This is a genomic window from Stenotrophomonas pavanii, from assembly GCF_900101175.1.
GTDB lineage: Bacteria > Pseudomonadota > Gammaproteobacteria > Xanthomonadales > Xanthomonadaceae > Stenotrophomonas > Stenotrophomonas pavanii.
Genome location: NZ_FNFQ01000014.1, coordinates 25391 through 49603, shown reverse-complemented (window position 1 = coordinate 49603; position 24213 = coordinate 25391). Strand labels below are relative to the sequence as shown.

Annotated in this window: 20 protein-coding genes; 6 read left to right on the top strand and 14 right to left on the bottom strand. The window is 68.1% G+C overall.

What is annotated here, in order from left to right; all coding sequences use genetic code 11:
* The first annotated feature begins 42 nt into the window (after positions 1 to 42).
* The 3 genes from BLS66_RS19075 (at position 43) to BLS66_RS19065 (ending at position 3540) form a co-directional block, all read left to right on the top strand.
* Positions 43 to 783, top strand: a complete 741-nt coding sequence (locus BLS66_RS19075) for a response regulator (RefSeq protein WP_053462431.1) — start codon at positions 43 to 45, stop codon at positions 781 to 783.
* Complete coding sequence (locus BLS66_RS19070) at positions 780 to 2093, top strand: sensor histidine kinase (RefSeq protein WP_074726546.1); 1314 nt, start codon at positions 780 to 782, stop codon at positions 2091 to 2093. The genes BLS66_RS19075 and BLS66_RS19070 overlap by 4 nt, the downstream gene beginning before the upstream one ends.
* 187 nt (positions 2094 to 2280) lie before the next feature.
* Entirely contained in the window at positions 2281 to 3540 is a 1260-nt protein-coding gene (locus tag BLS66_RS19065; protein WP_074726545.1) for an MFS transporter, read from the top strand.
* Between the two features lie 4 nt (positions 3541 to 3544).
* Here the strand turns inward: BLS66_RS19065 and BLS66_RS19060 are convergent, their stop codons facing one another.
* On the bottom strand, positions 3545 to 4492 hold the full coding sequence (locus BLS66_RS19060) for a nucleoside hydrolase (RefSeq protein WP_074726582.1): 948 nt from the start codon (positions 4490 to 4492) through the stop codon (positions 3545 to 3547).
* 151 nt (positions 4493 to 4643) lie between these two features.
* On the opposite strand from BLS66_RS19060, the gene BLS66_RS19055 reads away from it, so the two are divergent.
* Positions 4644 to 4976: a hypothetical protein gene (locus tag BLS66_RS19055; RefSeq protein WP_074726544.1), complete on the top strand. Its 333-nt coding sequence runs from the start codon at positions 4644 to 4646 to the stop codon at positions 4974 to 4976.
* A 591-nt stretch (positions 4977 to 5567) separates the two neighbouring features.
* On the opposite strand, the gene BLS66_RS19050 is transcribed toward BLS66_RS19055, so the two are convergent.
* The 12 genes from BLS66_RS19050 to BLS66_RS18995 all read right to left on the bottom strand — a co-directional run bounded on the left by BLS66_RS19050 (position 5568) and on the right by BLS66_RS18995 (position 19422).
* Positions 5568 to 6287 carry a GntR family transcriptional regulator gene (locus BLS66_RS19050; protein ID WP_049441166.1) on the bottom strand — a complete coding sequence of 240 codons (720 nt, stop codon included), beginning with the start codon at positions 6285 to 6287 and terminating at the stop codon, positions 5568 to 5570.
* Positions 6288 to 6343: 56 nt separating this feature from the next.
* Entirely contained in the window at positions 6344 to 7711 is a 1368-nt protein-coding gene (locus BLS66_RS19045) for an SLC13 family permease (protein WP_049465216.1), read from the bottom strand.
* Between the two features lie 105 nt (positions 7712 to 7816).
* Positions 7817 to 8737: a malonate decarboxylase subunit epsilon gene (gene mdcH / locus BLS66_RS19040; RefSeq protein WP_074726543.1), complete on the bottom strand. Its 921-nt coding sequence runs from the start codon at positions 8735 to 8737 to the stop codon at positions 7817 to 7819.
* Positions 8734 to 9591, bottom strand: a complete 858-nt coding sequence (gene mdcB, locus BLS66_RS19035; protein ID WP_053462436.1) for a triphosphoribosyl-dephospho-CoA synthase MdcB — start codon at positions 9589 to 9591, stop codon at positions 8734 to 8736. Before mdcB ends, mdcH begins: the two co-directional genes overlap by 4 nt.
* Positions 9588 to 10229 carry a malonate decarboxylase holo-[acyl-carrier-protein] synthase gene (gene mdcG / locus BLS66_RS19030; RefSeq protein ID WP_053462437.1) on the bottom strand — a complete coding sequence of 214 codons (642 nt, stop codon included), beginning with the start codon at positions 10227 to 10229 and terminating at the stop codon, positions 9588 to 9590. Before mdcG ends, mdcB begins: the two co-directional genes overlap by 4 nt.
* Complete coding sequence (mdcE, locus tag BLS66_RS19025) at positions 10222 to 10932, bottom strand: biotin-independent malonate decarboxylase subunit gamma (protein ID WP_053462438.1); 711 nt, start codon at positions 10930 to 10932, stop codon at positions 10222 to 10224. Before mdcE ends, mdcG begins: the two co-directional genes overlap by 8 nt.
* Positions 10929 to 11837: a biotin-independent malonate decarboxylase subunit beta gene (locus tag BLS66_RS19020; RefSeq protein WP_074726542.1), complete on the bottom strand. Its 909-nt coding sequence runs from the start codon at positions 11835 to 11837 to the stop codon at positions 10929 to 10931. Before BLS66_RS19020 ends, mdcE begins: the two co-directional genes overlap by 4 nt.
* Positions 11834 to 12154 carry a malonate decarboxylase acyl carrier protein gene (gene mdcC / locus BLS66_RS19015; RefSeq protein ID WP_074726541.1) on the bottom strand — a complete coding sequence of 107 codons (321 nt, stop codon included), beginning with the start codon at positions 12152 to 12154 and terminating at the stop codon, positions 11834 to 11836. The genes BLS66_RS19020 and mdcC overlap by 4 nt, the downstream gene beginning before the upstream one ends.
* A gap of 10 nt (positions 12155 to 12164) precedes the next feature.
* Positions 12165 to 13808, bottom strand: coding sequence for a malonate decarboxylase subunit alpha (mdcA, locus tag BLS66_RS19010; protein ID WP_074726540.1), 1644 nt, complete (start codon positions 13806 to 13808; stop codon positions 12165 to 12167).
* Positions 13809 to 14004: 196 nt separating this feature from the next.
* Positions 14005 to 16197, bottom strand: a complete 2193-nt coding sequence (locus tag BLS66_RS19005; RefSeq protein ID WP_074726539.1) for a TonB-dependent siderophore receptor — start codon at positions 16195 to 16197, stop codon at positions 14005 to 14007.
* Positions 16198 to 16467: 270 nt separating this feature from the next.
* A complete protein-coding gene (mqo, locus tag BLS66_RS19000; RefSeq protein ID WP_057494155.1) occupies positions 16468 to 18171 on the bottom strand; it encodes a malate dehydrogenase (quinone) in 1704 nt (567 codons plus the stop codon).
* Positions 18172 to 18516: 345 nt separating this feature from the next.
* The gene (locus BLS66_RS18995) at positions 18517 to 19422 is read right to left on the bottom strand and encodes a LysR family transcriptional regulator ArgP (RefSeq protein WP_049416399.1); all 906 of its coding nucleotides are present in this window, start codon (positions 19420 to 19422) and stop codon (positions 18517 to 18519) included.
* 138 nt (positions 19423 to 19560) lie between these two features.
* Here BLS66_RS18995 and BLS66_RS18990 point away from each other — a divergent pair, with 138 nt between their 5' ends.
* The gene (locus tag BLS66_RS18990; RefSeq protein WP_074726538.1) at positions 19561 to 20196 is read left to right on the top strand and encodes a LysE/ArgO family amino acid transporter; all 636 of its coding nucleotides are present in this window, start codon (positions 19561 to 19563) and stop codon (positions 20194 to 20196) included.
* Positions 20197 to 20359: 163 nt separating this feature from the next.
* Complete coding sequence (locus BLS66_RS18985) at positions 20360 to 22348, top strand: alpha/beta hydrolase family protein (protein ID WP_074726537.1); 1989 nt, start codon at positions 20360 to 20362, stop codon at positions 22346 to 22348.
* Positions 22349 to 22404: 56 nt separating this feature from the next.
* Here the strand turns inward: BLS66_RS18985 and BLS66_RS18980 are convergent, their stop codons facing one another.
* Positions 22405 to 24159 (bottom strand): peptide MFS transporter, encoded by a 1755-nt coding sequence (locus tag BLS66_RS18980; RefSeq protein WP_074726536.1) that lies wholly within the window; start codon positions 24157 to 24159, stop codon positions 22405 to 22407.
* Between the last annotated feature and the right edge of the window lie 54 nt (positions 24160 to 24213).

Here is a 24213-nt window from a genome sequence, read left to right as displayed (position 1 = left end):
CCGCGCAGCGCGGCCCTGACCTCCGTCTTCATCGAGAACGCAATGAACCACGTACCGCATATCCTGGTCGTCGACGATGACAGCGAGATCCGCCAGATGCTGGCCGATTACCTGCAACGCAACGGCCTGCGCGTGAGCCAGGCCGACGGTGGCCGGGCCATGCGCGCGCTGATGGATACCCATGCCGTGGATCTGGTGGTGCTGGACGTGATGATGCCGGGCGAGGACGGCCTGAGCCTGTGCCGCAACCTGCGCGCCGGCAAGCATCGCGCCGTGCCGGTGGTGCTGCTGACCGCCCGCGACGACGAAACCGACCGCATCATCGGGCTGGAAATGGGCGCTGACGACTACGTGACCAAACCGTTCTCTTCGCGCGAACTGCTGGCACGCATCACTGCGGTGATCCGCCGTACCCGGATGTTGCCGCCGAATCTGCAGGTGAGCGAAGCCGGTCGCCAGCTGGCCTTCGGCGAGTGGCGCCTCGATACCACCGCACGCCATCTGCTGGATGCGCAGGACACCGCATATCCACTCAGTGGCGCCGAGTTCCGCCTGTTGCGCGTGTTCCTCGACCACGCCAATCGGGTGCTCAGCCGCGACCAGCTGCTCAGCCTCACCCAGGGTCGCGATGCCGAACTGTTCGATCGCTCGATCGACCTGCTGGTCAGCCGCGTGCGCCAGCGCCTGGGGGATGACGCGCGCGAGCCGACCTACATCAAGACCGTGCGCAGCGAAGGCTATGTGTTCAGCGTGCCGGTGCAGTTGCTGGGGCCGGACGAATGAACACCGCCGCACGCCGCCCACGCTGGCCGCGCACGCTGTCGGCGCGGCTGCTGCTGGTGCTGCTGGGCGGACTGGCGCTGGCCCACGCACTGTCGTTCGGCCTGCTGTTCTTCGAACGCGACCAGTCCACCCGCAGCATGATGCTGCGCAACCTCGACGAGGATGTGGCCGTGAGCGTCGCGTTGCTGGAACACCTGCCCGCAGACCAGCGCGCGGCCTGGGTGCCCCGGCTGGAGCGGCGCACCTACCGTTACCTGCTGCGCCCGGCTGCGGCCGGACCCGGGCTGCAGACCGATCGCGCGCACCAGGTCACCACGGTCATCGATGACAGCCTGCAGCACCGCTATCCGTTGCAGGCGCGCCAGGTGGCTCGCCTGCCGGAACGGTTCGAGGTGGAACTGCGCCTGCACGACGGCACCCCCGTGACCATTGAAGTCACGCCGTCGGGGCTGCCGCTGGCGCGTTGGTTGCCCGCCGTGCTGCTGGTGCAGCTGGCGCTGCTGCTGGTGTGCGCGTGGCTGGCAGTGCGCCTGGCCATGCGGCCGCTGCAGCAGCTGTCGCATGCGGTGGAGCATCTGCAGCCGGGCAAGGACGGGCCGGCACTGCCTGAAGATGGCCCTGCGGAAGTGGGCGGCGCGGCGGCCGCGCTCAACGCACTGCAGGCACGCATTCGTGGCCATGTCAGTGAGCGCCTGCAGATCCTGGCCGCGATCTCGCATGACCTGCAGACCCCCATCACGCGCATGAAGCTGCGGGTGGAAGCCCTGCCTGAAGACAGCACCCAGCAGCGGCTGCTGGCCGACCTCGACCACCTGGGGCAACTGGTGCGTGAGGGCGTGGCCTATGCGCGCAGCAGCCACGTCGCCAGTGGCGCGCCAGTGGCGATGGACCTGGGCGCATTCCTGGCCAGTGTCGTCGGCGACTACGAGGACATGGGCAAGCCGGTCAGTGGTGGTGCGCTCGCTGGACTGGTCGTGCAGACCTGGCCGCAGCCGCTGCGCCGGGTGGTCGGCAATCTGGTCGACAACGCGTTGCGTTACGCCGGTGCCGCCGAGATCGACGCCGGCCGTGATGACGCCGGCAGAGTGTGGATCAGCATTTCCGACCGTGGCCCTGGCATTCCCGAGGACCAGCTGCAGGCAGTGCTGGCGCCGTTCCATCGGCTGGAAAGCTCGCGCAACCGCGATACCGGTGGCACTGGCCTGGGCTTGGCCATCGCGGTGCAGCTGGCGCAGTCGCTGGGCGGCTCGCTGCAGCTGTACAACCGGGAAGGTGGCGGGCTGCGGGCGGAATTGCAGTTGCCGGGCTGAGTTGCTCGGTCCTTGGGTTCGCGGGCAGGCGCACGCCTGCTTCCGCTTCGACGACGGGGGCGTCACCGGCCATGAAGTCCAGTACATGCCGGCAATGGATGGCCGATGACCGGTATTTCACCCCGTCCGTGCCACGCTGCATGCAACGTGCCCAACCAGGATCGAAGCTGTTGAAGGCGAAGAGGCAATGACCGCGGCGCGGCAGCGCTCGATGTGGGTGGCGGGCCTGTCCACGGTGGTGGAGTGGTACGACTTCACCCTGTACCTGTATTTCGCCACGGTGTTGTCGCGGGTGTTCTTCGGTGGCGGCGAACAGGCCCTGCTGGTCACCCTGGCTGGCTTCGCCGTGTCCTACCTGATGCGCCCCTTGGGCGCGCTGTGTTTTGGCCACCTGGGTGACCGGCTTGGCCGGCGCTGGATGCTGCTGGCCTCGATGGCGTTGATGGCTGCGGCGATGCTGGCCACCGCGCTGCTGCCGACCGCGGCCACCGCAGGTACCCTGGCGGGCGTGCTGCTGCTGGTACTGCGCTGCGTGATGGCGTTCTCGGTGGGCGGCGAATACACCGGTGTCGTGGCGTACCTGCTGGAAAGCGCACCGGCGCGACGGCGGGGCCTGGTGACCTCGCTGGCCTCGGCGGCCAGTGAGGTGGGCGCGCTGCTGGCGGTAGCGATCTCCGCGCTGACCGTGGCGCTGCTGCCCACCGTGCAGCTGGACAGCTGGGGCTGGCGCATTCCGTTCTTCGTCGGCGCGGCGCTGGCCCTGGTGATCCTGGTTGGGCGCTCGGGCATGCACGAATCGCCCGAGTTCGAACGCCAGCGGCGCGAGGGCAGCATCCCGGCCACGCCGCTTCGGCACGTGCTGCGCAACCACCCGCTGGCGGTGGCGCGCACCTTTGCGATCTCCGCCTTGGGATCGATCACCTACTACGTGGGCATCACCTACGTACCGGCCTTCCTGCATGCGCGTGGCCACGATGAGGGCGATGCCCTGTGGCTGTCGACGATCGCGGCGGTCGCGGTCATCGCCATCACACCGTTGTGTGGCGCGTTGTCCGACCGGGTCGGACGACGGCCGATGTTGTTGGGCCTGACCGTGCTGGCGGCGCTGCTGCCGCTGTCCCTGTTCGCGTGGATGGCACAGGCGCCGCCGCTGGGCATCGCGTTGGCCGCGGTGCTGCTGGCCTGCGTGGCCGGCGGCGTAAGCGCGGTGGCGGCACCGGCCACGGCCGAGCAGTTTCCCGGCGAAGGCCGGGTCAGCGGTCTGGCGCTGGGCGTAACCATGGCCACGGCGGTGTTCGGCGGTGCGACGCCGTGGCTGGCGCAATGGTGGGTGGAACGCAGCGGCTGGGCAGCAGCGCCAGGCGCGATGATCGCGCTGGTGGCGGTGCTGGTGCTGCCGGTGCTGTGGACCCTGCCCGAGACGGTCCCGGGCAGGGCCAAGCGCTAGCGGGTCAGACCTTGAGGGTCTGCTCGATGTCGGCCAGTACCGCGGCCGCATCCACGCCGATGGCGATCGACTGCACCACGTGGCCGTCCCACACGCTGGGACCGAATGCCAGGCCTTCCGGCTTGGGAATGGTCATGCCGCGGGCAACGCCGTCGGTGGCCACGCGCACGCTGGCGCGTTCGAACTGGAACAGCTCCGGTCGGGTCAGCGCGATGCAGGCGCAGCAGTCGTGCACGACCATGCCCTTGTGGCCGGCCTGCAGGTAGAAGTCCACGTAGTCCTGCGACAGCGCGCGCACCAGTTCGGCATCGGCACCGCCGATCGCAGCCAGCGTGTCCAGGCCGTCACGGTTCATTTCCACGCGGGTGGTCACGTCCAGGCCGATCGCGGTGACCGGCCAGCTGGCGGTGAACACCACGTCGGCCGCTTCGGCGTCACCCCAGATGTTGGCCTCGGCGGCCGGGGTGATGTTGCCGTTGACATGGAAGGCGCCGCCCATGATCACCACGCCGCGCACCAGGCCGGCGATGTCCGGGGCCTGCTGCAGCGCCAGCGCCAGGTTGGTCATGCGGCCGACCGCGACCAGGGTCACTTCGCCCGGATGGGCGCGGACCAGATCGATGATCAGCTGATGGGCCGGGCGCGCATCGGCGGCCACGTCCAGACGGGCCGGCACCGGATGGTTGCCCAGGCCATTGTGGCCATGGATGTGCACTGGCCAGGCTTCCGGGGTGGCCTCCGGCTGCAGCGGGCCTTCGGCGCCGCGTGCGACCGGAGCGGCAAAGCCCCAGGCCTGCTTGAGGTACAGCGCATTGTGCGTGGTCGACTCCACCGAGGCATTGCCGAAGGTGGTGGTGACGCCGATCAGGTCAATCTGGGCGTGCTTGTGCAGGTACAGCAGGGCCAGGGCGTCGTCGACGCCCGGGTCGGTATCGAAAATGACTTTCAGCATGTTGTTGTTCTTCTTCTTCCGTGTGGTGCGGGGGGCGCCGGCGGCCCGCAGGCAGGCCGGCGCGCCCTGCATTGTCCCATCTTCATGACGGGCAGGGCCATTGCCGGAGGGGCAGGCCATAATGCCCGCAGTCCAGGCACGGAGTCGCCGAATGCTGATCGTTGCCCTTCTGCTGGTGCTGCTGGTGCTGGGCCTGAACGTGGTGGCCACCGTGGTGATCGCCAGGCGCGATGGCCTGTCGGCGGGTGGCCGGACCGTGCAGTTGCTGCTGGTCTGGCTGCTGCCGGCGGTCGGCGCGATCCTGTGCATGGCGGTGGCCACGGCCGACGGCTCCGGGATCCGGGGCGACAACAGTCTCGGCGGTGGCTACGATCACGCGGGTGGCTACTCCGGCGACGGCGCCGGCCAGCACAGCCACGGCAGCCCGGACTGCGGCAGCGACGGTGGCAGCGGCGACGGCGGCAGCTGCGGTGGTGGCGATTGACGAGACGTTACGGGATGCCGGCCAGCGGCCGGCACTACCCAACCACGGCCACGTCCGGTAGTGCCGGCCGCTGGCCGGCAACCTCTTCCGCTCAGCCGCCACCTTCGGCGGGCAAGCGCCCCCGGCACGTTCGACAGCCCAACCAAGGTCCCGTCCGGTAGTGCCGGCCGCTGGCCGGCAACCACATCCGCTCAGCCGCCGCCTTCGGTGGGCAAGGGCGCCGGTACGTTCAACAGCCCAACCAAGCTCACGTCCGGTAGTGCCGGCCGCTGGCCCGCAACCACATCCCATCAGCCGCCACCTTCGGCGGGCAAGCGCCCCTGGCACGTTCAACAGCCCAACCAAGCTCACGTCCGGTAGTGCCGGCCGCTGGCCGGCAACCTCTTCCGCTCAGCCGCCACCTTCGGCGGGCAAGCGCCCACGGCACGTTCGACAGCCCAACCAAGGCCCCGTCCCGGTAGTGCCGGCCGCTGGCCGGCAACCACATCCGCTCAGCAGACGCCTTCGGCGGGCAAGCGCCCACGGCACGTTAGACAGCCCAACCAAGGTCCCGTCCGGTAGTGCCGGCCGCTGGCCGGCAACCACATCCGCTCAGCCGCCGCCTTCGGTGGGCAAGGGCGCCGGTACGTTCAACAGCCCGCCTGCCGCCACATAGGCGGCCAGGGCCTGGCCCTGGCTGAGCAGGTGGCGTTCCATGGTGCGTTCGGCGGCCTGCGCGTCGCGGCGACGGAAGCACTCCATCAGCTCGCGGTGCTCGGCCAGCGATTGCGCGGTGCGCCCCGGGGTCAGCAGCTGGCGGCCGCGATGCATCTTCAGGATGCGGTGCAGGTCGTGGGTGATGCGGATCAGCCACGGGTTGCCGGCGTAATGCTGCACGGTTTCGTGGATCAGGTAGTTGTTGCGGTAGTACTCGGCGATGTTGCCCTCGGCCGCCGCCGCTTCCATCGCCGCATGCAGGGCCTCCAGCTGTTGCACGCCGGCATCGTCGATGTGCCTGACCGCCTCGTGGGCGCAACGGCCTTCCAGCATGGCCATCACCGGGAACAGCTGGTTGAGGTCTTCCAGCGTCAGCCGGGTGACCCGGCTGCCACGACCGGCATCGATCTGTACCAGGCCTTCGGCTGCCAGCAGCTTCAACGCCTCGCGCAGGGGCGTACGGCTGATACCCAGTTCTTCGCACAGCGCGGGCTCGTCGATCCACTCGCCCGGCGGCAACCGGTAGTCATAGATGCGCTCGCGCACGTGTTCGGCCACCTCTTCGTACAGAGGCGCGCGCTTCTTCGGTGACCGCGGGGCAGGGGCAATGGCCATGCGCAGAGTGTAACGCCAGGTCGCGCCGGCCAGCGGCCGGCACGACCCGATGGCGGTTACATCCAGCCCGGCACCACGAACACCAGCCAGGCCAGCAACGGCCCCAGCGCCACCACCAGGCCGCTGTACACCAGGAAGCGACGGAACAGGCTCTCGCGCTCTTCCTTGGCTGCCGAAGCCACCACCAGTGCGCCATTGGTGGAGAACGGGCTGACATCGACGATGGTGGACGACACCGCCAGCGCGCAGATCACGCCAGCGGCGCTGAGGTGACCCTGCATCAGGAACGGCACGGCCAATGGAATCGTTGCGCCGAGCACCGCGGCCGACGAGGCGAATGCGGAGACGATGCCGCCGACGTAGCAGACCAGAAGCGCGCCGAGCAGCGGGATGCCGATGTCGGAGACGCCGTTGCCGATGAAGTCCACCGCGCCGGCATGTTCCAGTACGCCGATGTAGGTCACCACGCCGCAGATCAGCAGCACGGTGGACCAGCTGATGCCGTCGACCGCGCCCTTCTGGCTCTGCGGCGACAGCAGCGCCAGCGCCACCGCCACGGTGATCGAGACCAGGCCGACGTTGAGGTTGTAGATCAGCGCGGCCACGCCCAGGCCGAGCAGGCCGATCAGGGTGAACAACCGCTCCCGGGTCAGGCTGACCGCATCCAACGCCGCCGGATCGTTGGACAGGGTGCCGCCGCCCGCCGCGACCAGCGCGCCATGGCCTTCGATCGCGAACTGGCGCGATGACGCCTGCGGGCCACCGGCCATCGCCAGTTCCGCACTGCCGATCGTTCCTGCTGCGGTGATCGAGCCGCGACGCAGCAGGGCGATGCCACCGAAAGCGAAGAAGCAGATCGTCGCCATCATGAAGTTGAAGCCCAGGCTGGTCAGGAACACCGCCATCTCGGTCACTTCCAGCCCGGCTTTCTGCACCACGCCATTGGTGATGCTGCCGTACACGCTGATGGGCGAGAAGCCGCCGGCCTGCGCACCATGGATGACCAGCAGGCCCATCATCAGTGGATTGATGTTGTACTGCTTGGCAAAGCGCAGGGCGACCGGGCCGATGATCGCGACCGCCGCCGGGCCCAGCGCGCCGAACGCGGTGAGGACCGCGGTGATCACGAACATCACCCACGGAATGGCCACGATATGGCCACGCACCGCTTTCACTGCCCAGTGCACCAGCAGGTCGATGGTGCCGTTCTTCTGCGCGATGGCGAACAGGTAGGTGATGCCGACCAGGGTCAGGAACAGATCGCCGGGAAAGCCGGCCAGGACCTCCTTGCCGCCCATGTCGACCCACAGCCCGCCGATGATGAAGGCCAGCGCGAAGGCGACGGCCCCCATGTTGATCGGCATCGCCGTGGCGACGATGAACATGATCACCAGACCGATGATCGTTGCGATTTGTGGACTCATGCGCCCTCCCAGACACGTGACTCACGTACAGCGCGGATGGAGACCCGCCATCCCCGGGGTAAGGCGACGTACAGCGTGTTGCGTGATACGTACTGCTCGAACCCGTTACTGCCGCCGTTGCAGCGCACTGCGGACCCAGGCCGCGGCGCCTTCAAGGCTCTGGAACTCTTCCACCGCGCGTACCTCGCAGCACGGATAGGCCGGCGCGACCATGCGCGCCAATGCGTTGCCCGGGCCCAGCTGCAGGAACACCCGCGCGCCACGCTCGAAGGCCTGGCGCATCACCTGCGCCCATTCGATGGTCTGCGCCAGCTGCGCCGACAGCGTGTGGACCGCCGTTGTGCGATCCCGCACCGGTCGCGCGTCGATGCCGGCCAGCAGGGGCAGGCGTGGTGCCCGCATCTGCGCTGCTTCGAGCACGGCGGCAAACGACGCCACCGCGCCGGCCAGCAGCGGCGTGTGCGCGGGCACATGGACCGGCAACGGACGGATTTCCGCGCCGAACGCCTGTGCATCTGCCGCCAAGGCGAGTAGCGACGGCCGTGCACCCCCCAGGATGAAGTGGTCATCACCATTGGCAATCGCGATGAACGCGCCGTGCGCATCGCACAGGCGCTGCGCGGCAATGCGGTCCAGCCCCAGGACTGCCTGCAGCCCGGCACCATCCGGACTGGCGGCATCCATCAGCCGCGCGCGCTGCGCGGCCAGGGCAAGGCAGGTCGTGGTGTCGAAGCTGCCGGCGATGGCATGCGCGGCCAACTCCCCGATGCTGTAGCCCGCGATCACTGTCGGCGTTGGCAATGCCTCGCGCAGGCCCTGCCAGTGCGCCAGGCTGGCCGCGCACAGCAGCGCCTGCGCCTTCGCATTGTCAAAGCGGTCGTCGGCCGCCGCGGCGGCGAATGCATCGCGGCCCAGCAGTTCGTCCGTGGCATCGAGCACCAGCCGCGCAGCAGCAACGTCGCGCACGCGATCGAACATCGCCGCATGTTGCGCGCCCTGTCCAGGGCAGAGCAGGGCAAGGCTCATGTGCCCTCCTGCTGCAGCAGGAACAGGCTGCAGGCAAGCAGGTCGGCGCTGCCACCGGGGCTGAGGTGGCGTGCAACGAAGGCGTCGGCGATGACGTGCAGGCGCGGCCGCCAATCGTGTGCGAAGGCACCACCTTCGGCCAGGAAACGACGGGCCTGCTGCTGCGCCCAGCGCAGGCCTTCAGCACCACCGCGATGCAGCAGGTTGAGGTCGTCGGTGTGTGCGACCAGCTGCATCAGCGTGTGACACATCGCGGCCTCGCGCGCCAGCCCATTGGCCAGTGCATCGCGCAGGACCGGCAGCGCCACCTCGCGCAACAGCGGGTAGCCGGCGGTGGCCTGTTCGCGCACGCCTGGCACCTTGTGCAGGGCGCGCGCACGTTGGCCCGGGCTACCTGCATCCAGCGGTGCCCGTGCGAAGTCCGCAGCCCAGCGACGGACTTCCAGGCAGACCTGCTCACCGGTGGCCGCATGGCCCAAGCGGGAGCGGCAGGCCGCGGCGGCCGCCACCAACAGGCCGAGACTGAAGACCGCGCCACGATGGGTGTTGATGCCGCCGGTCGCGCGCAGCATCGCGGCTTCGGCGGCAATGCCACACCGGCGCATCGCCTCGAAGTCCGCCCCGGCTGCACCGAGGCGGGCCACGGCGGTGAAATAGTGGCGCAGCGCGAACAGGCTGCGCAGGAACGTACGCGCATCCATGTCGTGATGGCTGCCGCGGTCGAACGGCGTGACCAGTCCCGGTTTCGGTGCCAGGGCCAGTTCTGCATGCAGGCTGGCAACGGCGAGGCGCCCCAGGCGCGCGCAGTCCACGGCGGCGGCCGGCCGGGCAGTCGGCTGCGCGACGGCGTTCATGCGCTCACCCCGGCAGCGGCGAATACGGACTCTCGCAGTTCCAGCGCGGCGCCGGCCGGGCGCTTGACCAGTACCTCGCGACTGCGCCCCGCGTATTCCCGCCAGTTCACGGCGGCGCCGTCGGCCAGGCACAGTTCGCCATCGACCCGTCGGCCGTATCGCGTTTCCCATGCCTGCAGCCTTGCAGCCAGGGCGTCGGCCTGCGCGGTGGTATCGATCCGCCACAGCAGATCGATGTCCGAGCGCGCGTGCACATAGTGCAGTCCAGTGAGGTGCTGCCAAGCGAAGGCTCCGAATACGCGCGCCGCGGCGATGTCCTGCAGTGCCTGCAGGGGGCGCTGCCAGTCCTGCACCACGTCGCCTTCCAGCACCGCCTGAAGCGCCGGTGGTGGCGCAGTGCGCAGCACATCGTGTGCAGGCACGCGCAGGGCCAGGCGCAGTTTGCCCTCGGCGGGCGGCAGCGGTACGCCCAGGCGCAGGCGGGGATCGGCATCGTCGGCGGCACGCCGGGCGACGATGGCCGGCAGGCCCTGCGCAAACCAGGCGGCCAAGCGCGGTTCATGCGCGGCGATGTCTGCCTGCCAGCCGGCGTACGCTGACAGCCAGACCAGCGTATGGCGGGGCAGCCGCTCAGGCATCGCCCTGGCTCACGGCTGCGGCCACGCGTGCGGCCAGCATGCGACCGCCGCGCTGAGCGCCGCGTGCGGCGCGCAGGTCGCCTTCGACCGGCGCGCGCAGGGCCCGCAGCAGGTGCTGGGCAAGGTCGCCTTCCCACACCGATTCCACCGCGCCCATCGCCACGTAGTTGGCCACGCCCGGGGCGAACACCGGCGAGCTCTGGCTGAGCGCCTGCAGTTTCTCCAGCGGCTGCTTGGTCACCCGTGCCATCGCGCGCAGGTCCATCACCCGCACCTGCGCATCGGGCAGGGCGTGGATGTGGTCGGCCATCAGGCCGAAGGACAGGAAGCCACCGCTGACCGATTCGCCGTAGACCAGCGTGACGAGGCGCGCGCCACGCCGGCGCGCCAGGTCGAGCGTCTGCGCCAGATGTGCAAAGTAGCCATTGATGCCCAGCAGCTCATCGCGCCGCGCCAGGCGCTGGCCGGCGGTATCGGCCAGCATCACGATCGGCCGCTGCGGGTGCGCGGCGGTGCTGGCCAGCACGGCTTCGGCCAGGACGAGCGCATGGTCGACGCCGACCTCGATGCGGTCGGTGGTGCCGATCACGGTCACCTCGCCATCGTCGGTGGCTGCGCTGCCGGTCAGTACCGAATCGTCCACCGCAATGGCGTGCCCACGAGGGAACAGCGCATCGAACAGGGTCTGCAGCGGTGCAGTCATGGCAGGCTCCGGCCAGCGGTGGCGGCGAGGAAGGCATCGGTGTCCAACACTGGCAGCCGCTCGGGTTCGGCGATGCCCTGGCGGGCCCAGATCTCCAGACCGTCGCGGCAATCGCCCCAGGCCTGCACGCGAGCCTTCAACGCGGCGTGGCGGGCCTGCAGGGCGCTCAGCGCCGTGTCGGTATCGCTGCTGCTGGTGTCGGGCTGCAGCGCATTGGCTGCGGCCTGCGCGAACGCTGCGATGGTGTCGGGCACCAGCACCTGCGCCTGGTCGATCAGGTACCGGTGCTTGCCACCGGTCACGCGCCAGACCAGCGCGCGATCGCGTGAGTCGAACTCTTCCACGCCGCGTACGGTCTCGATCACTTCCGGGCCGGACAGCGACAGGCGCCCCTCTTCGGACATGATGACCGTGGTGCAGCAGCGGGCGACGATGCCCATGCCGCCGAAGGCGCCGTTGCCGCTGCCGATCAGCGCGATCACCGGCACGCCGGCAGCGCGTGCACCCAGGGTGGCGCGCATGATTTCGGAAATGGCGATCAGCCCGGCATTGGCTTCGTGCAGGCGCACGCCGCCGGTATCCAGCAGCAGCAGCACGCCGTCAGGCCGGGTGTCGGCGGCGCGGCGCAGCAGCCCGGTCAGCTTGGCGCCGTGCACCTCGCCCACGCCGCCGCCCATGAATGCACCCTGCTGTGCGGCCAGCAGCACGCGCTTGCCCCGCAGCGTGGCTTCGCCGACCACGATGCCGTCGTCGAACGCCGCGGGCTGGTCGAGTTGGGCCAGGTGCGGACTCGTCATCCGCCGTGCCGGGCCGAGGAACTCGCGGAACGAACCCGCGTCGACCAGCCCGGCAATGCGTTCGCGTGCATCGGCTTCGTAATAGCTGTGGCGTTGTACGTGGCTCATGGCTTGCCTCCGGCCAGCAGGGTTTCCACGGCCTGGTCCAGGCGCAGGCTGACCACCGCCGGGGTGGCACCGGCGTCATTGATCGACACGCGCACGTCGCACAGCGGATGGCGGTGCGCGAAGTCGGCGATCACCGCCTGCCAGATGCTGCCGAAGCCCTGCGCAGCGGTGATGATGCGCACGGTCATCGCACCCTCCTGTGCCACAGGCTCCAGCAGGATCTCCAGGTTGCCCGAAGCCAGCACGCCCACCAGCACCGCATCGTGCGGGAACTGCACGCGGGTGCGGCCGTCGAATCGATAGTCGAGGGTTTCCATGCTCAGCCCCTTACCAGTTGCGGAAGCGCTTGGGCGGGTCGTACAGGCCGCCGGACCAGCGCACCAGGTCCTTCACCGACCGCGCCGCCAGCAGGTCACGGCTGGCATCGCGCACCGAGATACCGAGGTCGTCGGGACGACGGATCACGCCGCGGTCGCGCAGGTTCTCCACCATCGCGCGGTCGCGGCCCATGCCCACTGCGGTGTAGCCGGCCACGCCCCGGATCGCCTGTTCGCGTTCTTCCGGGGTGCGGCACAGCAGCAGGTTGGCGATGCCTTCCTCGGTCAGCACATGGCTGACGTCGTCGCCATAGATCATCACGGGCGGCAGCGGCATCTGCGCGCGCTCGGCCAGTTCCCAGGCATCGAGCCGTTCGACGAAGGCCGGTGCCATGTGCTCGCGGAAGGTCTCCACCATCTGCACCACCAGCTTGCGCCCGCGCGGCATCTCGCCCGGGCGCGCGGCCTGCTGGCCGGCCTTGATCCAGGCGTCGCTGGCATGGCGGCGACCACGTGCATCCGAGCCCATGTTCGGCGCGCCGCCAAACCCGGCGATGCGGTCGCGGGTGGCGGTGGAGCTGTTGCCCTGCAGGTCGACCTGCAACGTCGAGCCGATGAACATGTCACAGGCATACAGGCCGGCGGTCTGCGAGAACGCGCGGTTGGAGCGCATCGAGCCATCGGCACCGGTGAAGAACACATCGCTGCGTGCGGCGATGTACTTCTCCATGCCCAGTTCGGAACCAAAGGAATGCACCGACTTCACGAAGCCCGATTCGATTGCCGGAATCAGCGCCGGATGTGGATTGAGCGCCCAGTGCTGGCAGATCTTTCCCTTCAGCCCGAGTGATTCGGCGTAGGTGGGCAGCAGTAGTTCGATGGCGGCCGTGTCGAAGCCGATGCCATGGTTGAGGCGGTTGACGCCGTACTCGGCGTAGATGCCTTTGATCGCCATCATTGCCATCAACACCTGGATCTCGGAGATCTGCGCCGGGTCGCGGGTGAACAGCGGTTCGATGTGGTTGGGACGCGGCGCCTGCACCACGAAGTTGACCCAATCGGCGGGGATATCGACGCGGGGGAGGGTGTCGACGATCTCGTTGACCTGGGCAATGACGATGCCGCCTCCAAACGCCGTGGCCTCGACGATCACCGGGGTGTCTTCGGTATTCGGCCCGGTGTACAGGTTGCCGTGGCGATCTGCGGCCTGTGCTGCGACCAGCGCTACGCGCGGGGTCAGGTCGATGAAGTAGCGGCCGAACAGCTCCAGGTAGGTGTGGATGGCGCCGATCTGGATGCGCCCCTCGGCCACCAGGTTGGCCAGCCGCACGGACTGCGGGCCGGAGAACGAGAAGTCCAGTTTCGAGGCGATGCCACGCTCGAATACATCCAGGTGCGAGGGCAGGGACAGCACCGACTGCACCATGTGCAGGTCATGGACCCGCGCCGGGTCGAGGTCGGCCAGCGCCTGGGCGAGGAAATCGGCCTGCTTCTGGTTGTTGCCTTCCAGGCAGACCTTGTCGCCGGGTTCCAGCAGCGCATGCAGCAGGTCGCCGATGTCGCTGGCGGCAACGCTGCGTCCCCGGGCCCACGGCGCGGCCCGTTCCAGGCGCGTCTGGCGACTGCGTTCCAACGTATCCCAGCTCGGGTTCATCGACCGGCTTCCGATGGGTGGTGAAATAATTACGCCATAATTATGAGGGCGGGCGCAACCTGCAGTGCAGCAAAAGGAAGGGCCCGCGCGAGGCGGGCCCATTCAGGGATCCGGGTAGTGCCGGCCGCTGGCCGGCTCCACGCGATGCGGGAGGACGGGGAGCCGGCCAGCGGCCGGCACGGCCCTTTCCAGTCGCTCAGAACTTCCAGCGCAGGCTGGCCGACACGAAGCGCGGCTCGCCGTAGTTGTTGTAGTCCAGGTTGGCCCAGTAGGTCTTGTCCAGCGCGTTGCGCACGCTCAGCGTCGCGGTCCAGTTGTCGCTGATGCGGTAGTTGGCGTTGAACTGCACCAGGGTGTACGCCGGCTGGTTCACCGTCACCGTGCCGCCGAGCGGGTAGGCGATGTTGTAGCCCTGCACTCTGCTCTGCCACTGCAGGCCACCGCCGACGCTCAGGCGCTCGAGCGCGCCGCGCAGCTGCAGCTGGGTGTTGAGCTGCAACAGGTCCTTGGGCGGATTGGCGTACAGCAGGTCGGTGGCCGCGCGGGTCACCTTGACGTGGGTGTAGCCGGCATTGACCGTCCAGCCCGGCAGGATCTCGCCGTTGACGTCCATCTCCCAGCCGCGCGCCTTGGTGCCGTTGACGCCGATGTAGGCCGAGCTGCCGTCGCTCAGCGTGCCTTCCGGCACCCCCATGTCACGCACCGCGTAGTTGTCCTGCTTGGCTTCGAACACCGCCGCATTGGCGGTCAGGCGGCCCTCGAACCACTGCGTCTTGATGCCCGCTTCCAGGTTCGAACCCTGCACCGGCGCCAGCAGGTTCTCGTTGCGGTCCTTGTAGTTCTGCGGATTGAAGATCTCGGTGTAGCTGGCATAGGCCGACACGTTCGGGGTGATCTCATAGACCAGGCCCACATACGGGGTGACCTCATCGCTCACCTTGTAGGCACCACTGGTGCCGGTGTAGGCACCCGCCGCGTTGTAGGACCGGCTGAGGGTTTCCCATCGGCTCAGGCGCGCACCGGCAATCAGCGACAGCGGATCGGCCAGGTGCAGGCGGGTGGCCAGATAGACGCCGCTCTGCGTGGTCTTGGCCACGCGGCGTGCGCCGGTACGGGTGTAGGTCACCTCGGAGATGTCGCCGTTCCAGCTGTGCACGTTGGGAATGTAGTAGCAGCGTTCGCTGCCGCAGCGGGCCCAGTCGGTCGGGAAGTTCAGCGCCACGGTGTTCGTGGTGCCTTCCAGGTCCGACCATTGCGCGCCGACCGTGAGGTCGTGGTCGCGGCCGAACAGCGGGAAGCTGCCGGTCAGGTAGGCATCGACATTACGGCGGGTGTCCTTGGAATCGCCGGCGGCCGCGCGCAGGTAGATGCCCGCGCCGGTCACCGGGTCCGGGTTGCCGGTGCCGTACAGGCGCACGTTCTGCACGTTGCCGCGGGTGTAGGCGGTGTTGACCTTCAACAGCCAGTTGTCGCCGAAGCGCTGTTCCAGGTTGGCGAAGGCGGTGTTGCTCTCGCGCTTCCAGTAGCTCCACTTCGGCGACAGGTTGGTCTCGCGCGGCAGGTGCGCGAAGTTGCCCTGGTTGTCGAAGAACGGCACCGTGCCCCAGGTCGAGCCGGTCGGGTTGTTGTCCTGGGTCTGGTAGCCAAGGGTGACCGTAGTGCTGTCGGTGACATCGCCTTCCAGCACCGCCATGCCGGCCATCTTGTTCTCGTTGTAGCGGTCGTAGTACAGCCCGCGATCGGTATAGGCGGCGACCACGCGGCTGCGGAAGCGGCCGTCATCGGTCAGTGGCGCGGTCACGTCGGCTTCCATGCGGCGGTAGTCCCAACTGCCGGCACTGACCGAGAACGACGCGTCGAATTCCTTGCCGGGGCGCTTGCGCAGCAGGTTGACCGTGGCCGACGGCACGCCGGCGCCGCTGAGCAGGCCGTTGGCACCGCGGATCACTTCGATGCGGTCGTAGAAGGCGGTGTCGTATTCCTGGTTGGTCGAGCCGCTGTAGGTGGGAATGCCGTCGACCTGGAAGTCGGTGATGGCAAAGCCGCGTGCGTAGTACAGCGGGCGCTGGGTGTCATAGAAGGACACGCTGACGCCGGTCACGTTGCGCAACACGTCGTTGATGCTGAACAGCGATTCGTCCTGCAGGCGCTGCAGGCTGATCGCGGTGGCCGACTGCGGAGTTTCCTGCAGGGTGATCGGCAGGCGCGTGGTGCTGGCCGGCGGAGCCGACTGCTCGGCACGCACGCTGACCCGGTCCAGGGTCTTGGCGTCGGCCGTGCCGTCGGCGGCGGCGAACGCGCTGGCCGTGGCCAGCAGGGCCATCGACGCAAGCAAAGCGGCCGGCAGCAGCGCACGGCGGGGCAGGCGGTTACGGAAGGTCAGGGACATGATGGGCTCGAAGCGTTGAGTCGGGGAAGGGCGGCAACAGTCGTCCAGCACCCGGGGCGGCGGCTTCGGGCACGGTCAGGTTCATCCGGGAGACGCGCGGTTACCGCGCAGGATGCAAATGTAAATAATTCCCAACAACATTACAATTCGCTTCATTCCGGGGGAGCTGCCACGCTTTGCGCCGCTGGCGGGGCCGGATCCCGTTGCCGCACAAACGCAAACGGCCACCCGAAGGTGGCCGCCTGCCTGCATCACGGGGAACGCGCCGGCTTACAGCGCCTGCAGTTCCTCGTTGGCATTGCGCTTTTCCTTGGCCGGCGCCGGGGCCGCTGGTGGTGCCGCGGCGGCCGGGCTGGGCGATGCGGCGTTCGCATCCACCGGCACCTCCAGGTACGGCAGGTGCAGGGTCTGGCTGGTCAGGGTACGGATCTCGTTCACCAGCGCGGCGCTGTCGTTGAGCTTGCGCCCGTACGACGGCACGATCTCGCGCAGGCGGGTTTCCCAGCCGGCCTTCATCTGCTCCGGGAAGGCCTTGGCCATCAGGTCCAGCATGATCGGCGGCGAGGTCGACGCACCCGGCGAGGCACCGAGCAGGGCCGCAAGGGTGTGGTCCTTGTCGGTCACGATCTCGGTACCGAACTGCAGCACCGGGCCCTTCAGCGGATCACGCTTGATGATCTGCACGCGCTGGCCGGCGGTGACCAGCTTCCAGTCGCCCGGCTTGGCATTGGGGAAGTACTTGACCAGCTCGGCCTGGCGGTCGGCATCGTTCAACCGCGCCTGGCCCATCAGGTACTGCACCAGGTCCAGGTTGTCCTTGCCCACTTCCAGCATCGGGCCGACGTTGTTGTGGTTCACCGACGAGTACAGGTCCCACCACGAGCCATGCTTGAGGAACTTGGTGCTGTACAGCGCGAACGGCCCGAACAGGACCACCGGCTTGCCGTCCAGCTTGCGTGCATCCAGGTGCGGCACCGACATCGGCGGTGAACCGGTCTCGGCCATGCCGTAGGCCTTCACGCCATGGCGCGAGGTCACGTCCTGGCCCTGGAAGGCAAGGAACTGGCCACCGACCGGGAAGCCGGCGTAGTCCTTCGACTCCGGAATGCCGGACATCTGCAGCAGCTTCAGCGCGGCGCCACCGGCACCGATGAACACGAAGCGGGCGTGGGTGGTGGACTCGGTGCCGGCCTTGAGGTCCTTCACCGTCACGTTCCAGCTCTTGTCGGCGTTCTGCCGCAGCGCGGTCACTTCATGGTTCAGGTGCAGGCTGAAGTTCGGGCTGCGCTGCAGGCCGCTGGTCAGCTGGCGGGTGATCACACCGAAGTTGACGTCGGTGCCCAGTGGCATCCAGGTTGCGGCAACCTTCTGCTTCGGATCGCGGCCTTCCATCAGCAGCGGGGCCCACTGCCTGATCTGCGCCGGATCCTCGGAGTACTGCATGCCGTAGAACAGCGGGTTCTTCACCAGCGCCTGCTGGCGCTTGTGCAGGTAGGCGATGTTGTCATCACCCCAGACGAAGCTCATGTGCGGGGTCGGGTTGATGAAGTCGCTGGGCTGGCTCAGCCGCCCCTGCTTGACCTGGTGCGACCAGAACTGGCGCGAGACCTCGAACGATTCGGCGATGCCGACCGCGCGCTTGGTCTCGATGCTGCCGTCGGGCAGTTCCGGGGTGTAGTTCAGTTCGGCGAACGCCGAGTGGCCGGTGCCGGCGTTGTTCCAGCCATCGGAGCTTTCACCGGCGACGCCGTCGAGGCGTTCGTAGACCTGGATGTTCCAGTCCGGCTGCAGTTCCTGCAGGTAGGTGGCCAGGGTGATGCTCATGATGCCGGCGCCGACCAGCACAACATCGACGGGCTTGTCGTTGCTGGCGGCGGGCACCGAGCGCTGGGTCAGCGGCCAGTACAGGAACAGCGCGGCGGCCAGCAACAGCAGCACGAGCAGGGCGAGAAGAGCCTTGCCAAATTTCTTCATGGGGGCGGGATCGTTGGCGGAGGGGAAGGGGTCAGGATGCGCGTGGGGCAGGGAAAGGGCGTGAAGAAACAACGCCTTGCAACATCCACCGGTGATTCTAACCGGAACCGGTCCGTTTTTGATGCAACGCAGCATCCGACCTTTCGCGGCCCCGTCGCAGACAGCGTCGGGCAAGGCCAGGCAGCGCCCGAGTCAGACCCGTTCGATGATCGGCCGATCAGTATCCGCATCACCCATGGACCCGGTGTGGAAAAAGGGGACGGAGGGGATTAAGTCGCATTTGCCTTGGATGTCGTATCGGCCTAAAGCGACTTAATCCCCTCCGTCCCCTTTTTGCGCTGTGCGTCAGCGCTTGCGCCGGATCAGTGCCGAGGAGGCGTCCAGCACGGCGCGGGTCAGCAGCGCCATGGTCTGCACGTCGCCCTTCCAGTGCTGCCAGTACAGCGGCACGTCTTCCCACGCGCGCTGGCGCACGTAGACCAGTCGCCCGGCGTCCAGGTGCCGCTTGACCAGCGGCAATGGATTCATCGTCCAGCCCATGCCGCCCAGGTTGGCCTGCACGAAGGCGCGCGTGGACGGAATCCACCAGGTCGGTGCGGTGCTGGGCAGGTCGTCGCCGGCCATGCGCCGGGCGAAGCGCGACTGCATTTCGTCCTTGCGGTTGAACACCAGCACCGGCGCCTGTGCCAGCGCCTGCGCGGTCACGCCCTTGGCGAAGTGGCGTTCGCGGAATTCGGGGGTGCAGGTCGCTGCATAGCGGATGCTGCCCAGCGCATGGATCTGGCAGCCCTGCACCGGCTCGTCCAGCGTGGTCACCGCGCCCAGCACCGTGCCCTGGCGCAGCAGCTCCACCGTGTGGTCCTGGTCTTCCACACGCAGGTCCAGGGTGGTGCCGGTGGTCTGTGCGAACTGGTAGGCGGCCTGCGGAAACCAGGTTTCCAGGCTGTCGTGGTTCACCGCCACCGGGATGCTGGCCTGGGGCAGGTCCTCATCGGCCAGGCCCATGCGGTGCAGCGCATCGTGTTCCAGCAGGGCGGTCTGCTCGGCCAGCTGCACCAGCAACTGGCCCTCGGCGGTGGCGGTGGCCGGGGTGCCACGCTTGACCAGCAGGCGGCCGATCCGGTCCTCCAGCGCCTTGACCCGCTGCGAGATGGCCGACGGCGTGACATTCAGCGACTGCGCGGCGCGGTCGAAGCTGCCTTCGCGGATCACTGCGGCCAGGGCGCGCAGCTGGGCATGATCGATGCGCATCGAATTAAGCTCCGCTAATGTTGGTTTAGAAAGTTTAGCTCGTCTTTTTCATGTTGCGGCGCGACAATGGCGCCCGTTCCGGTGCTGTCCGCCTTCGCGAGGCACCGTCCCCCCAAGCAATACAAGGCAGTGAATCCCATGTTCTCGGTCATCTCCGCCAGCACCGGCCTCGGTGCCTGGTTCTCTGGTGCAGCTACCGGCATCGGCCTGTTCGCCGTGGTCGGCGCCCAGAGCGCCTTCATTCTGCGCCAGGGCATCCTGCGCAAGCACATCGTGCCGGTGGTCGCCACCTGCGCGGCCATCGATGCCATCTTCATCTTCGCCAGCGTGGCCGGCCTGCGCACGCTCACCTCGGCGCTGCCGTGGCTGACCAGCGCCGTGCTGTGGACCGGCGTGGCCTTCCTGGCCTGGTATGCGATGAAGTCGGCACGCCGTGCGATCGCCGGTGGCGGTGGCATGGGCGACGCCGAGAGCGACGACGGCAGCCGCCGCGCGGTGCTGATCGCCGCGGTCGGCTTCTCGCTGATCAATCCGCACTTCTGGCTGGACATGATGGTGATCGGCTCGATCGCCGAGAACTTCGGCAACGCCCGCATGGCCTTCGCCGCCGGCGTGGTCACCGCCAGCTGCCTGTGGCTGACCGCGCAGGGCCTCGGCGCGCGCCTGCTGGCGCCGCTGTTCACCAAGCCCAGCACCTGGCGCGTGCTCGACGGCACCATCGCGGTGATCCTCAGCATCCTGGCCCTCATGTTGGCGGTGCGCGGGGTCCACTGACCCGGCGCACGCCCCCCGAACCCACGTCCTGACTCTCTCTCCAAGGTAGTGGCAACGACGGCACCGGCAACGGTGCCGTCGTCTTTTCCGGCTCTGGCGGGAAACCCATGGCCCTGCCTAGAATCGGCCACCAGGACAAGGTGTCCACAGGAGCAGGGGAAGGATGCACAGGACGATTCTGGCGGCCGCACTGGCCGTCATCGGGGGCGTTGCCGCAGGCAGCGTGGGGGCGGTGGACCTGACGCAGTACCTGCGTCGGGAGAGCTTCACCGATATCAAGATTTCGCCGGGGGGCGAGTATGTGGCGGCGACGGTGCCGATGGAGGACGCCACCGCGATCGCCGTGCTGCGGTTGACGGACAAGCAGATGGTCGGCAGTTTCCGGCCACCCAGCCGCAACCACGCGCAGGAATTCGACTGGGTCAGCAACGAGCGCCTGCTGATCGGCCTGGCCCAGAAGTGGGGCTCGCTCGACCAGCCCAATCCCACCGGCGAACTCTACGCCATCGATGCCAACGGCAATCGCGGCGAACTGCTGGTGGGCTACCGCGTGGAGAGCAACGGCCCGGGAACCCGCATCCAGCCGAAGAAGGTCGAAGCGGTGGCCGCCTTCCTGGCCGACGACCTGCCGGGCGATGAGCGCAACGTGCTGGTGACCGTATGGCCGCTGGCCGAGGATCCGTTCACCCGCGTCGACCGCATGGATGTGACCACGGGTCGTCGCTCGCGGGTGGCGTCTTCGCCGGTACGGCGCGGCGAATTCACCACCGATGGCGCCGGCGAAGTGCGCTTCGTGCACGGCTCGGGCAGCGACAACGTCAACAAGCTGTATTTCCGCGAACGCAGCGGCGACACCTGGAAGCTGATCAACGACGAGGCCGTCAGCAAGCGCATCGAAACCGCCCTCGGCTTCTCGGCCGATGACAGCGTGGCCTACCTCAACGTCGAGCAGACCCAGGGCCCGGATGCGATCGTCAGCTGGAACCCGCAGACCGGCGAGCGCGCCACGCTGCTGCGCGACGAGGTGGTCAATCCGTACCGCATCATCCATCGCCCTGGCACCCATGTGCCGGTCGGCGCGCTTTATCTGGGCGATACGCCACGTACCCGGTTCTTCGACGAGAAGTCGCCGGAGGCACGCCTGTATCGCAGCCTGGAAGCCGCCTTCGGGGGCGCCGTCTACATCACCTCCAGCACCCGCGACGGCCGCGTCGTGCTGGTGGAAACGTGGTCGGGCTCGAACCCGGGCGATTTCTACGTGTACGACACCGTGGCGCGCAAGGCCGACCATCTGATCAGCCGCAGCGACTGGATCGACGTCGAGCGCAGCGCCAGCGTGAAGCCGATTGCATTGAAGGCCCGCGACGGGCTGCCACTGCACGGCTTCCTGACCCTGCCGGCCGGCAGCAACGGCCGCAACCTGCCGATGGTGGTGATGCCGCATGGTGGCCCGTTCGACATCTTCGATTCCGGCCAGTACGACCGCGAAACCCAGATGCTGGCCGCCGCCGGTTATGCCGTGCTGCAGGTCAATTTCCGTGGGTCGGGCAACTACGGCCGGGCCCACACCCAGGCCGGTGCGCAGCAGTGGGGCGCGGCGATGCAGGATGATGTCACCGATGCCACCCGCTGGGCGATCAGCGAAGGCATCGCCGACGGCCGTCGCATCTGCATCTACGGTGCCAGCTACGGGGCCTACTCGGCGATGATGGGGGCCGCGCGCGAGCCCGGGTTGTACCAGTGCGCGGCCGGCTATGTGGGTGTCTACGATCTGCCGATGATGTACACCCGCGGCGACATCCAGGACCGCGGCTCAGGCGTGACCTACCTGCGCGAATGGCTGGGTGACCCGGCCAAGCTGGGCGCGGTGTCCCCGGTGAACCTGGCCGAACGGATCAAGGTGCCGGTGTTCCTGGCCGCCGGTGGCGAAGACAAGCGCGCGCCGATCCAGCATACCGAGCGCATGGAAGCGGCGCTCAAGCGCGCCGGCACGCCGGTGGAAAGCCTGTACTACAAGACCGAAGGCCACGGCTTCTACACCGAGGCGCACCGCAGCGAGTACTACGACAAGCTGCTGGCGTTCCTGGCGCGCAGCCTGGGGGGCAAGACCGCGACGACCGCGCCCGCGGCCGGCAAGGACAAGGCGCCCTGAGCTGACAGGGCGGCGGATGATCGTTCCGCCGCCCTGGTTTTCCACATGTGCGCGGGTTACTTCACCCCGTGCATCATCTTCTTCAGCAGCGGCGCGGCGAGGAAGGCGGCCAGCGCGCAACCCAGCCCGATCCACATCAGCAGCCAGAACAGGTGCGCATAGGCGCCTGCGGCAGCCACCATGTCCAGCGATTCACCTTCCGGCACCTCGATCGCGGCCAGCTTGCCGAACAGGGCCGCCAGCGTTTCCGAGAACGCGGTAGCCAGGAACCAGGTGCCCATCATCAGGCTCATCACCCGCGTCACGGCCAGCTGGGTCACTGCTGACAGGCCGACCGGCGACAGGCACATCTCGCCGCTGGCCAGCAGGAAGTAGGCCAGCACCAGCCACCACACGCTGGCCATCTCGCCGGTGGCGCCGACCTGCTGAGCAGCCAGCGCCAGCGGCACGAACGACAGCGCGGCAATCACCAGGCCCCAGGCCGACTTGACCGGCTTGCCGGGTTCCCAACCACGGCGGTCCATCCAGGTCCACAGCGCGGCGAAGGCCGGTGCCAGCAGCACCAGGAACAGGCCGCCGAGATAGGTGAGCGAACCGGCGGTCTGCGGAATCACCAGGCAGTCGCGCACCAGCAGCACCAGCATCAGCACGACAATGGCGGCAAAGAACGCGCGCGGTGCGGCCGAACCCGGGCGCCGTTCCGACAGGCGCGCGCTGACCACGAAGCCCAGCGGTGCCAGCAGCAGCGAGAGGATCGACCACGGCAGCGGCGTGCCGCCGGTGATCACCAGCGCGGGCACGATGTCCTTGGTCAGCAGGCGGTCGGTGAAGGTCACCCACGAGCCGTAGGACTGCTCGTACATCGTGAAGAACACCAGCGCCAGGAAGATCAGCACCATCAGCGCGATCATCTGCTGGCGCTGCACCGGCGTGCATTTCGTGCCGGTGAACCAGGCGAACCAGACCAGCACGCCGCCCAGCACCACCACCATCAGCATCAGCGCCAGGCTGATTTCACCGCCCAGCGCGAACGCGCCGTTGCCGGCAGCCCACATCAGCCACGCCACCGGCAGCACAGCGAGCACCGCGCACAGGTAGATGAGCCATTCGCGCGGCAGGCCCAGCACCTTCTGCTTCAGTGCCGCCGGTTGCGGTGGTTCGGCATGGCCCTGCAGGTACTTTTGGCCCCACAGGAACATCGCCAGGCCGGCCAGCATGCCGATACCGGCCGCGCCGAAACCGTATTTCCAGCCGTAGGCCTCACCGAGGAAGCCGCACACCAGCGAAGAGAACAGCGCGCCCAGGTTGATGCCGGCGTAGAACAGCGAGAAGCCCGAATCACGGCGCGGGTCGTCCTTGGCGTACAGCTTGCCGACGATGGTGGAGATGTTCGGCTTGAGGAAGCCGACGCCCATGATGATCAGCGCCAGCGACAGGTAGGTCACCGCCAGCGCCGAGGTGTCGCGCACCACTTCGCCGTTCACCCGGTACGCGGCGTGGCCTTCGAAGGCCATGCCGAGGTGGCCGAGTACCAGCAGGATGCCGCCGAACAGCACCGCCCGGCGCATGCCCAGCCAGCGGTCGGCCAGCATGCCGCCGAACACCGGGATGCAGTACACCAGGCCGCCATAGGCACCGAGCAGGTCCAGGCCGGCCTTGTCGCCGAACAGGTGGTACTTGGTCAGGTACAGCAGCAGCAGCGCCTTCATGCCGTAGAAGGAGAAGCGCTCCCACATCTCGGTGAAGAAACAGACGTAGACGCCCTTGGGATGGCCCAGGAAGTCGTCGGAAGCGGAGGCGGCAACGGTCATCGACGGCAGGGACAGCGGAAAGGGCGCGATTATAGGCCTCCGGGCCTGGGCGGG